7 protein-coding genes are annotated in these 11,485 nt (G+C 62.4%); 4 read left to right on the forward strand and 3 right to left on the reverse strand.

The features are described 5' to 3' along the window. Positions 1-45 precede the first annotated feature (45 nt). The 3 genes from ACSQ26_RS27040 (at position 46) to ACSQ26_RS27050 (ending at position 3,434) form a co-directional block, all read left to right on the forward strand. Positions 46-1,197, forward strand: coding sequence for a D-alanyl-D-alanine carboxypeptidase family protein (locus tag ACSQ26_RS27040; RefSeq protein ID WP_436014459.1), 1,152 nt, complete (start codon positions 46-48; stop codon positions 1,195-1,197). Continuing rightward, complete coding sequence (locus ACSQ26_RS27045; RefSeq protein ID WP_436014461.1) at positions 1,197-2,303, forward strand: CobW family GTP-binding protein; 1,107 nt, start codon at positions 1,197-1,199, stop codon at positions 2,301-2,303. The genes ACSQ26_RS27040 and ACSQ26_RS27045 overlap by 1 nt, the downstream gene beginning before the upstream one ends. Before the next feature lie 108 nt (positions 2,304-2,411). Beyond that, positions 2,412-3,434 (forward strand): hypothetical protein, encoded by a 1,023-nt coding sequence (locus ACSQ26_RS27050; RefSeq protein WP_436014463.1) that lies wholly within the window; start codon positions 2,412-2,414, stop codon positions 3,432-3,434. Positions 3,435-3,491: 57 nt separating this feature from the next. Here the strand turns inward: ACSQ26_RS27050 and ACSQ26_RS27055 are convergent, their stop codons facing one another. Next, complete coding sequence (locus ACSQ26_RS27055; RefSeq protein WP_436014465.1) at positions 3,492-4,367, reverse strand: alpha/beta fold hydrolase; 876 nt, start codon at positions 4,365-4,367, stop codon at positions 3,492-3,494. A gap of 128 nt (positions 4,368-4,495) precedes the next feature. Next, positions 4,496-5,467 carry a threo-3-hydroxy-L-aspartate ammonia-lyase gene (locus ACSQ26_RS27060; protein ID WP_436014467.1) on the reverse strand — a complete coding sequence of 324 codons (972 nt, stop codon included), beginning with the start codon at positions 5,465-5,467 and terminating at the stop codon, positions 4,496-4,498. A 1,198-nt stretch (positions 5,468-6,665) separates the two neighbouring features. Here ACSQ26_RS27060 and clpB point away from each other — a divergent pair. Beyond that, on the forward strand, positions 6,666-9,281 hold the full coding sequence (clpB, locus tag ACSQ26_RS27065; protein ID WP_436014469.1) for an ATP-dependent chaperone ClpB: 2,616 nt from the start codon (positions 6,666-6,668) through the stop codon (positions 9,279-9,281). A gap of 65 nt (positions 9,282-9,346) precedes the next feature. On the opposite strand, the gene ACSQ26_RS27070 is transcribed toward clpB, so the two are convergent. Next, a complete protein-coding gene (locus ACSQ26_RS27070) occupies positions 9,347-11,299 on the reverse strand; it encodes a M23 family metallopeptidase (RefSeq protein WP_436014471.1) in 1,953 nt (650 codons plus the stop codon). Positions 11,300-11,485 lie beyond the last annotated feature (186 nt).

Consider the following 11,485-nt stretch of genomic DNA (forward strand, 5'->3'; position numbering starts at 1 on the left):
CGGTCAAAATATTCTTCCCGGTGGAATTTGAAGGTAAGCGACACGATGAGAAATGCAATCCGGCAGGCAATGACCAGGGCTACGGCGGCAACCCTGGGTCTCGCACTTGCCATTGGTATGACCGCCCCGGCCTATGCCGGACCGCATATGCTGGTCGATATCCGGAGCGGCAAGGTCATCGAGCACGAGGATGCGTTCCAGAAATGGTATCCGGCGTCTCTCACCAAGCTGATGACGGCCTATGTCGCCTTCCGGCAGGTCAAATCAGGCAAGTGGACCATGCAGACGCCCATCGTCATGACCAAGCGCGCTGCCGCCGAGCCGCCGTCCAAGCTCGGTCTCAAGCCGGGCCAGGCGCTCACGCTGGACGATGCGCTGAAAGTGCTGCTCGTCAAGTCGGCCAACGATGTCGCCTATGCAATCGCCGAAAATCTCGGCGGCACGATGCCCAACTATGTCGCGATGATGAATGCCGAGGCGCGCCGGCTGGGCATGAACTCGACCAACTTCATCAACCCGCATGGCCTTCCGGGGGGCGGCCAGTACACGACGGCACGCGATCTCGCGGTGCTCGTCCTCGCCATCAAGCGCGAGTTCCCGCAGTATTCGGGATACTTCTCGCTCGAAGGCGTGCAGGTCGGAAAGCGCAAGTTCGGCAACTACAACAAGCTGATCGCCCGCTTCGACGGCGCCGACGGCATGAAGACCGGCTATATCTGCGCGTCGGGCTACAATCAGGTTTCGACGGCCACCCGCAACGGCAAGGCTGTGATCTCGGTGGTGCTCGGCTCCGACAGCCTCGCCGGCCGCACGGTCCTCTCCGCCGATCTTCTCCAGAAGGGCCTGACCGAAGGCACCGGCTTTGGCGATCCCACGGTCTACAAGCTCAAGCCCTATGGCGCCGCCCGCGATCAGGTGAGCGACATCAGTGAGATGATGTGCCGCAAGCGCGGCAAGAAGAAGAAGGTGGTCCGCTCGGAATCAACCGACGAGGTCGGCGACAAGAAGACGTCGCCATGGGTCCACCAACTCACCCGCCCGCTCGCCATGGCGCAGATCACCATCATTCCCGCCGGCAAGGATTCTGCAGCGGCCGAGGCTGACGCAGCGGTGGAGGAAGTCGCGGATGCCGGCCTCCTCGTCGTTAACGGCAGGAAGGTCTCCGTTCCGGTTCCGCAGCCGCGGCCCGTCAACTGATGGTCCAGCCGTCCGATCGCATCCCGGTGTCCATCATCACGGGGTTTCTCGGCGCGGGCAAATCGACCTTGCTCAACCGCCTGCTCCGCGATCCTGATATGAAGGACGCTGCCGTCATCATCAACGAGTTCGGCGAAGTCGGCATCGATCACCTGCTGGTCGAGGCTTCGGGCGATTCCATGGTCGAGCTTTCCAACGGCTGCCTCTGCTGCACCGTGCGCGGCGAGCTCACCGACACGCTGATCTATTTCCGCGAGGCGCTGGCCGATGGCCGGATCAAGGCGCTCAAGCGTGTTGTCATCGAGACGACGGGGCTTGCCGATCCCGCGCCGGTCATCCAGTCGATCATCGGCGCGACAGACATTTCCCGCGACTTCTCGGTCGATGGCGTCATCACGCTGGTCGATGCGGTCAACGGTCTCTCGACGCTCGACAATCACGAAGAGGCCCGCCGCCAGGCCGCCGTCGCCGACCGGCTGATCCTGACCAAGCAGACGCTGGCCGATGCCCGAGCGATCGCCGATGTCACCGCACGGCTCAGAAAGCTCAATCCCGGCGCCCCGCTGATCGATGGCGATGCGCCGGAAGCGGCCGGCTACGCCATGCTATCCGCCGGCCTCTACGACCCGGCGACCAAGATCGCCGATGTCTCGCGCTGGCTGCATGACGAGGATCATCACGATCATGATCACGACCACGACCATCATCACCATCATCATCATCACCACGATGAGGCGATCCAGTCCTTCGCGATCGTCCATGAGCGCCCGGTCGATCCGGCGGCGCTCGGCATGTTTATCGACCTCCTGCGCTCGGCCCATGGCGAGAAGCTCCTGCGCATGAAGGCCGTGGTCCAGTTGGCCGATGATCCCGACCGGCCCCTGGTGCTGCATGGCGTGCAGTCCATCTTCCACCAGCCCGAACGGCTGCCCGCCTGGCCCGATCCGTCCGACCGTCGCACCCGCATGGTGCTGATCACCAGGGACCTGCCGGCCGAATTCGTGCAGAGCCTGTTCGATGCCTTCACCGGCACGCCAAGGATAGATCAGGCCGATCGCCAGGCGCTGGAGGAAAACCCGCTCGCGATTCCGGGCATGCGGATGTAAGCCCGGATCAAGCCGTTCATTCCTGTAGCAGCGCGAGAACAGGTCTGGGCAAGGCCGGCAATGGTAGTTTGCAAAGTTGCAGGCAAGCCACCACCGGACGGACAGACCATGATCACCAAAGCCGACGATGTCATCGAATATCTGGGCCGCGCAACCTCGCTCGACAGCGTCCGGACGATCGGCGACGCGGTGCAGGGCATCAAGGACGACAAGCTCAGGAACGTCTGTATCGTCAATGGCACGGCGTTCAATCCCTTCTTCGTGCCGCATGGCGAGGTCTCGCAGCCGACACTCAATGCCACGCAATGGCTCTATGTCGTCTCGCAGGCGCGGATTACCGCCGCCAACACGAAAACCCGCCGCATGATGGTCGCCGCGCCGATGAAGAGCGGCTCGACCTTCGTATCCAAGGCACTGGCGACCGCGCTCGACGTGCCGCGGATCAGCCTGATCATGCTGCTCGCCCGCGCCTACGACTACACGATCTACGGCGCCGCCACCCGGCCGCACGAGATCGATGAACTGGCGCTGCTTTCAGCCTGCTGCCGGCCCTCGGGCTTTCTCGCCCATCATCATATGCTGGCCTCGCCCTTCCTTTGCCGCCAGGCCTCGCTTTACGGGCTCGATATCATCCTGATCCGCCGCAACGTCTTCGACATGCTCGTCAGCCTCGATGATTTCCTGCGCAAATATGGCGAGGACGCCGCTGCCGAGGGCACGGACAATTTCTTCCGCCAGGGCCTGCCCGACAATTATCGTCACCTCGATTTCGAGGCGCGGATTTCCCGCCTGCTCGACCGCAATCTGAATTTCTACGTCTCCTACTACGTATCCTGGACGCTGGCCGAACAGAGCGGGCTGGTCGAACCGTTCTGGATTTCGTACGAGAACGAGATCGCCGCGAACGCCACCGCGCTCGCCGCCCGCATGTCGGGGGTCTTTGCGAAGACCGAGGCCGAGGAAGACGAGATCGCGCGCGTATTTTCGCGGGGCGGCAATATGGATCATGTCCATTTCAACCAGGGCATTGCCGGCCGGGGCGCCGCGATCACCGGCCGCAACCGCGAGCGCGTGCTCGAAGCCTTTTCCGATTTCGGCAATGTCGCCGACTGGAGTGAAATCCTCGGCTGAGGCGGGAAGGGGTGTCGGGCACTCCCCTCTTTGAAGGGAATGCCGTATGACAGCGCCTTACTCAAAAATGCCTTTCGGAATCTCGCCCTTGATGAACGGCTCGATGAAACCCATCAGCAGGTCGACCTGGTCCGGCACGGCGGTGTGTGCGGTCGCAGGCAATATCGCCAGCCGCGAAGCCGGCAGCGGCTTGCCCATGTCGCCCATCACGCCGCCGCCGAGCAGCCGGAACAGCGCGACGGAATGTTCGAGCGTCGACACATCGGCATCGCCCGCGATGATCAGAATCGGCGTCTTGATCTTCTTGACGTCCTCCTCCCAGGCCATCGGCTCCTTCTCGAGCGCGATCAGCTTCTCGACCAAGGCCGGGAACCCATCCGGATTGGCGGCGAGCTTCTTGTAGTCCTGCGCGAAGGGCATGTTGACGAACATCTCGACCGTCATCTGCGGAATGAAGGCTATGAATTCCGGCTGCCAGCCCTTGGTGTCATAGGCGACCGAAGCCAGCACCGCCTTGTTCACCTTCTCGGGATGGCGGATGATGAGCTGCAGCCCGGCGGCGGCGCCCATGGAATAGCCGAAGATATCGGCCTTCTTCAGCCCGACATTGTCCATGAATGCCGCCACGTCGTCGGCGAGGTTGGGATAGGTGATCGGCCGGTCGATGTCGGTGGTGCGGCCGTGGCCCTGGAACTCGATCGCATAGACCTTGTGCGTCTCGGCGAGCTTCGGAATGATCCTGCCCATCGACGGGATGTTCATATAGGCACCGTGCAGCACGACCATCGGCTCGCCCTGGCCAGACACTTCATAATACATCTGTATGCCATTGACCTCGACACGCTTGCCCTCAGGCTTGTCTTGAGCGATGGCCGGGGCGGCGGCAGGTGCGGCGATCATCAGCGCGAGCGCCATCAAAATCTTGCGTAACATTGAAACCTCTCCTGATTTTTCGAGACGGGCCGTTGCCCGGCGTCGGATGAAAGACGATGGGCATCTGCCGAAGCCGACAGTGGGTCGATGTTTTTTTGAACGGCGTCGAAAACCGTTTCTTGGAATGCTCAGTGCTCTCCGAGCAGCGCCCCGAACGTAGCCAGATCGACATTGCCGCCGCTGAGCACGATGCCGACCCGCTTGCCGGAACAGGCGATTACGCCATGCAGGATGGCTGCCGCGGCAAGGCACCCCGTCGGCTCGACGATGATCTTCATGCGCTCGGCGAAGAACCGCATCGTTGCGACGAGCTCAGCGTCGGACACCGTGACGATGTCATCGACATTGGCCTGCATGATGGGAAAGTTGTGCTCGCCGACATGGGTCACGAGCGCGCCGTCGGCGATGGATCTAGGCACGGGAATGCGGACGATCTCGCCCTTGCGCAGGGATTGCTGCCCGTCATTGGCGGCTTCCGGCTCCACGCCGATCACCTTGCACCCCGGCGACAGGGCACGGGCAGCAAGGGCGCTGCCGGAGAGCAAGCCTCCGCCGCCAAGCGGTGTTACAAGAATATCGAGCTCTCCCACGGATTCAAAAAGTTCCAGCGCCGCCGTGCCCTGGCCGGCAATCACATCGGGATAGTCATACGGCGGGATCAGCGTGGCCCCTCGTGCTACGGCAACGCGCCGGCTGATCGCCTCGCGGTCCTCGGTGTAGCGATCGTAGAACACCACCTCCGCCCCATACCCCCTCGTCGCCGCCACCTTCATGTCGGGCGCGTCCTTTGGCATCACGATGGTCGAATGAATGTTCTGGAGCTTAGCGGCATAGGCGAGCGCCTGGGCGTGGTTGCCGGAGGAAAAAGCGACCACGCCGCTTGCCCGGGTCGAGGCATCTAGCGCCGCAATGGAGTTGTACGCACCCCGGAACTTGAATGCACCGCCGCGCTGGAGATTCTCCGCCTTGAAGAAAAGCAGTGCTCCCGCCTGCGCGTCGGCGGTCCGGGAGGTCAGGACCGGTGTCACATGCGCGATGCCCTCGATGCGCTTCCGCGCGGCCTTGACATCGTCGAATGTAGGGATGCGCCATGCGGTCATGCTCTGCTCCTCCGTGAGACTCCGTCCTTGATGGTACCTTGCATCGAGTCGGAATGTAATGTGTGGTGGCTCTACTTAAGACCCCGCCCCAACCCCTCCCCACAAGGGGGAGGGGCTTAACCTGCGGCACGGCCCCGCCCTGCTTAACGTCGCGCATGGGGTACTCTTCGGCCCAACATGTTCAGATCTTGCTTTGGTCGGAGCCGACCCCACGGATTGGCCCCTCCCCCTTGTGGGGAGGGGTTTCGGGGCGGGGTCTTTCTTGACCCATAACTGCACGGATCCTGATATTCTCTTTTCTTCAAATCAACCGCTTATCTCCCAATTTAGGAAAATAATCCTCTTCCATCTTCCAAAACTCCCAACTCCATGCCATACTCCCTCCCGTTCCGTATCGGCTACACCCTGAGGCGTCAGGGCGAGGCGGAACCGGTGACCGGCATGGGGAAGCGACGTAAGTCTCCATGCGGGGCGTCCGAGAGAAGGGCCAGCCCTCTGGGCCGAGGCCGCAAGGCCTCGACCCGGACGCACATTGGTCATGTGCACATGCCCGTTCCCCAAGGCTCCTCAAAGGCTGCGGGACAACGGGGGCAGAGCTGGCGAGTTCGAGGATGGAGCACACCGCTTAACGGGGCACGGCGACGTGTCTTAACCGGCTGCCGCGAGGCGGCCTATTACCCTGGCACGGAGACGTGCCCCGGCCGATCTCTCATGCGCAGAGCGAAGGGATCGGGGACGTGCATGGTCAGACCACGGGGCGGAACGGCTCGCGTGAATGCGGAGGTGTATTTGGAGGGAAGATGTCATCAAATCAATTTCGTCGCGGCCAGTTCGCCCCCCTCTGCCCTGCCGGGCATCTCCCCCACAGGTGGGGAGAGTGGCTGGGCGCGCTGACCTCGCCACACTGCAACGTCGAATGCTGAGCAACGGACGGTCAATTTGGGCAATGAGCGCGCCCCATCCGATCTCCCTCCTTGTGGGGGGAGATGCCCGGCAGGGCAGAGGGGGTATCCAGTGCACGGCGCTCACTTCGAACCCTCAAAAATCTCCCCCTCAATCCCCTTTATTTCCGTCAAATCCATACCCATATTGCGGTCAACCGGGAAATCATTCATCCCGGCACGGCCAGCCTGCGGGGGGCCGATCTTGACCAACGCTTCGCGCCTTTGGAGGGCGGGGCGGGAAACGGAGAGACATCATGAATCTACAGAAATATTCCGAGCGGGTCCGCGGATTCCTTCAGAATGCCCAGAGCTATGCGCTTGGCGAGGGCAACCCTCAATTCACCGCCGAACATGTGCTGAAGGCGCTGCTCGATGACGAGCAGGGCATGGCGGCATCGCTGATCGATCGCGCCGGCGGCGATTCGAAGATCGCGCGTTTGGCCAATGACGAGGCGATCAAGAAACTGCCCAAGACATCGGGCGGCAATGGCCAGCTTTCGCTTGCCCAACCGCTCGCCCGCATCTTCAACGCTGCCGAGGACGCCGCCAAGAAGGCCGGCGATTCCTTCGTCACCGTCGAGCGCCTGCTCGTCTCGCTGGCGATCGAGACCACGGCTTCCACCGCCGACACGCTGAAGAAGGCGGGCGTTTCGGCTGTCGGCCTCAACCAGGTGATCAACGAGATCCGCAAGGGCCGCACCGCCGATTCGGCCAATGCCGAACAGGGCTTCGATTCGCTGAAGAAATATGCCCGCGACCTCACCGCCGAGGCGCGCGACGGCAAGCTCGATCCGGTCATCGGCCGCGACGACGAAATCCGCCGCACGATCCAGGTTCTGTCGCGCCGCACCAAGAACAATCCGGTGCTGATCGGCGAGCCTGGCGTCGGCAAGACGGCAATCGCCGAGGGCCTCGCACTCCGCATCGTCAATGGCGATGTGCCGGAATCGCTCAAAGACAAGAAGCTGATGGCGCTCGACATGGGCTCGCTGATCGCGGGCGCAAAATTCCGCGGCGAGTTCGAGGAGCGGCTCAAGGCCGTCTTGAACGAAGTGCAATCGGAGAACGGCGAGATCATTCTGTTCATCGACGAGATGCACACGCTGGTCGGTGCCGGCAAGGCGGAAGGCGCGATGGATGCGTCGAACCTCTTGAAGCCCGCGCTCGCCCGTGGCGAGCTGCACTGCGTCGGCGCCACCACGCTTGCCGAATACCGCAAGCATGTGGAGAAGGACGCCGCACTCGCCCGCCGGTTCCAGCCGGTCTTCGTCGACGAGCCGAACGTGATCGACACGATCTCGATCCTGCGCGGCCTCAAGGAAAAGTACGAGCAGCACCACAAGGTCCGGATCTCCGATTCGGCGCTTGTCGCGGCGGCTACCCTTTCCAACCGCTATATTACTGACCGCTTCCTTCCCGACAAAGCGATCGACCTGATGGACGAGGCCGCCTCGCGGCTGCGCATGCAGGTCGATTCCAAGCCCGAAGAGCTCGACGAACTCGATCGTCGCATCATGCAGCTCAAGATCGAGCGCGAAGCCTTGAAGAAGGAAACCGACCAAGCGTCGCAGGACCGGCTGGAGAAGCTTGAGCTCGATCTTGCCAGGATCGAGGAGGAAGCCGGTGCGCTCACCGCCCGCTGGCAATCCGAAAAACAGAAGCTCGGCCTCGCCGCCGATATCAAGAAGCAACTCGACGACGCCCGCAATGAACTGGCGATCGCCCAGCGCAAGGGTGAGTTTCAGCGCGCCGGCGAACTGGCCTATGGCGTGATCCCCGGTCTCGAGAAGCAGCTCGAAGCCGCCGAAAGCCATGGCGACAAAACCACGGCCGACCTGGTGCAGGAAGTCGTGACGCCGGACCATATCGCGCACATCGTGTCGCGCTGGACCGGCATTCCGGTCGACAAGATGCTCGAAGGCGAACGCGAAAAACTGCTGCGGATGGAAGACGAGCTGGCAAGGTCCGTCGTCGGCCAGGGCGAAGCCGTGCAGGCCGTGTCGCGCGCGGTCCGCCGTGCGCGTGCCGGGCTGCAGGATCCGAACCGGCCGATCGGCTCGTTCATCTTCCTCGGCCCCACCGGCGTCGGCAAGACCGAGCTTACCAAATCGCTCGCCCGTTTCCTCTTCGATGACGAGACGGCGATCACCCGGATGGACATGTCCGAATATATGGAGAAGCACTCGGTCTCGCGCCTGATCGGCGCACCTCCGGGCTATGTCGGATATGAGGAAGGCGGCGCGCTGACCGAAGCGATCCGCCGCCGGCCATACCAGGTGATCCTGTTCGACGAGATCGAGAAGGCGCATCCGGATGTGTTCAACGTGCTCTTGCAGGTTCTCGACGACGGTCGCCTAACCGATGGCCAGGGCCGCACCGTGGACTTCAAGAACACGATCATCATCATGACCTCGAACCTGGGCGCGGAATTCCTCACCCAGCTCGGCGAGAATGACGAGGTCGATTCGGTGCGCGAAATGGTGCTTGGCGTGGTCCGATCGGCATTCCGTCCGGAGTTCTTGAACCGCGTCGACGAGATCATCCTGTTCCATCGCCTGCATCGCAAGGAGATGGGCGCGATCGTCGATATCCAGTTGGAGCGGCTGATGAAGCTGCTCGCCGATCGCAAGATGGTGCTGGAACTCGGCGCCGATGCGCGGGGCTGGCTTGCCGACAAGGGTTACGACCCGATCTACGGCGCCCGTCCGCTCAAGCGTGCGATCCAGCGCTATATCCAGGACCCGCTCTCCGAGCGCATCCTGTCCGGCGATTTCCCCGATGGGTCGAAGATCCTGGTCTCGGCCGGGTCCGACAGGCTGGTCTTCTCGGCCAGCCGTCCCATCGAGGCGGCGCCGGCGGAAGCCGCGTAACTCCAAGCGAACATTCGACCGGCGGCAGCGATGCCGCCGGTTTTCATTGCCCGTCGTCGGAAAAACTATTGGGTCTCGGCGACCTTGGTCGCTTCGGCATTGCCGAGCAGGGTGTCGATGCGCTTACGCTCGTCCTCGAACTTCGCAAGCTCGTCGCCCTTCAGCGACTTGCCGCCCGGCAGGCGGATCCGCTGCGGATCGACCTTGTTGCCGTTGACGATGACTTCGTAATGCAGATGCGGCCCGGTCGATTGTCCCGTCGAGCCGACCCAGCCGATGACCTGCCCCTGCCGAACCTTGGCACCTTCCTTGATCCCCTTGGCGATGGCGCTTTGGTGATTGTACGACGTCACATAGCCGTTGGGGTGCTTGATCAGCGTCTGGTTGCCATAGCCGCCCTTGTCCCAGCCGGCCTGGATCACCGTGCCATTGCCGGCCGCGATGATCGGGGTGCCACGCGGTGCGGACCAATCGACGCCGGTATGCATCCGCATATAGCCAAGGATCGGATGCCGGCGCATGCCGAAGCCGGAGCGGAATTGGCCGTTCGGCAGCGGATTGCGGATCAGGAACTGCTTGAGGCTCTTGCCGTCCTGGTCGTAATAATCGACCGTATTGTCGTCGGAATCCTGGAAACGGTAGAGTCGGATGTCGTTGTCGCCGAACTTGGCATGCACGAAGAGCAGTTCGGATTCCTCGGTGGCCTCGCCCGAGACATCCTCGACCGAATAGAAGACTTCGAGCGAATCGGCCGGCTTCAACCTCGCCTGGAAATCGACGCTCGACGAAAGCAGCCGCACCAGCCTGCCCGTCATCTCCTTGCTCATCCCATAGGAAAGCGAGGCGCGGTAGATCCCATCATAGACGCGCGGCAGGTCGCTGGTATCGGCGATCTGGACCGAACTGTCATCGAAAGCGGTGCTGATCGCGACGAGATAGGGCGGCTCGGTACCGGTCACCAGCCTGCCGTCGTCATCCACTGCAACGGTCAGCTGATGCGTGTTCTGCGAATAGAGGCTGGCGCGCACGATCCGTGCCTTCTCGCCTTCCTGGATGATGCCGAGCCGGAGGACATCGCCCTCGGCAAGTTCCCTGCGGCCAAGCGCCTGTTCGAAATAGTTTTCGATCGCTTGCGAATCCGCCTTGGCATAGCCGGCGCCGAGCATGATGGCGCTCACCTTGGCGGCCTTGCGGACGGGCACGATGTCGTCGGCATATTCCGGAGTCAGGCTGTTGATCGCCGTCGGCACCGCGACCGTGGTATTCTCCTCGACCACTTTCGCCGAGACGCGCGAGAGCAGGTCGAGCGCGTCGGTATCGGCTGCGAAACGCTGCGGGTCGACATAATAGAGTGTCGCGACCTGCGCGGTGCCATCGGTCAGCACCGAACCGTTGGTGCGGACATTCTCCTCGACCTCGTCGATCGACATCGAGGGTGCGAGCGGGAAGGGGGCATGATCGGCGGGGAAGATGTCGGTCTTCAGCGCGACTTCCGATTCGACGTCCGAACCATAGAAGACCGGTGAGGGCGCGGCGGCGACATTCTTCTCACCCTCGGAGACTATATTGAGCGGGTCGAAGCGCGGATAGGTCTCGTCGGTGGCATAGTTTGCGGCCAGCGCCATCTTCACATGCGCGAAGGGGCGCTTGCGGACGACCTGGTTGTCGCCCTCGATCACCACGGTCGGCACTTCCATGACTGATTTGTCGGCCGGCTTGGCGGCTATGGCGGTCGAGATCAGCCGCTTGCCCTTGGTGACGGCAGCGAGAGTGCCGCCGCGGTCATCGTCGCGGCCGGGCCTGGTCATCGCCGAGGCTTCGGCCGGCGTTGTCAGCATCTCGCGGCCTTCAAGTGCTGCGAAAAGCGCGACGCCCATTAATATAGAGGCGGTAACGCCGGTGAGGAAGGTTCCGGACAGCCAGCGTAGAGAGACCTCGCGCCGATCGGGCGTACGACGGCCCTCGGCGAGGATCGGCGCTTCTGCGCCAATCGAGCGTATGATCTTCTCGTCTGTCATGGATGAACGATGAACTCCCACCCGCCTGTCGGCGGCCCAATGAGTGCAATATTCGCGGCGTTAAGTCAAATTAACGACATATAAGAGACTTCGCCGGCCCGCGTGCATCTTCCGTTCGGCGTGTTTCTGGGAGAAAATATGAAAAAGTCGGGGCAGAATGCATTTTTTTGTGCACCGCAGAGCGAA

The sequence above is a fragment of the Rhizobium sp. LjRoot254 genome, from assembly GCF_964254105.1.
Taxonomy (GTDB): Bacteria; Pseudomonadota; Alphaproteobacteria; order Rhizobiales; family Rhizobiaceae; genus Rhizobium_E.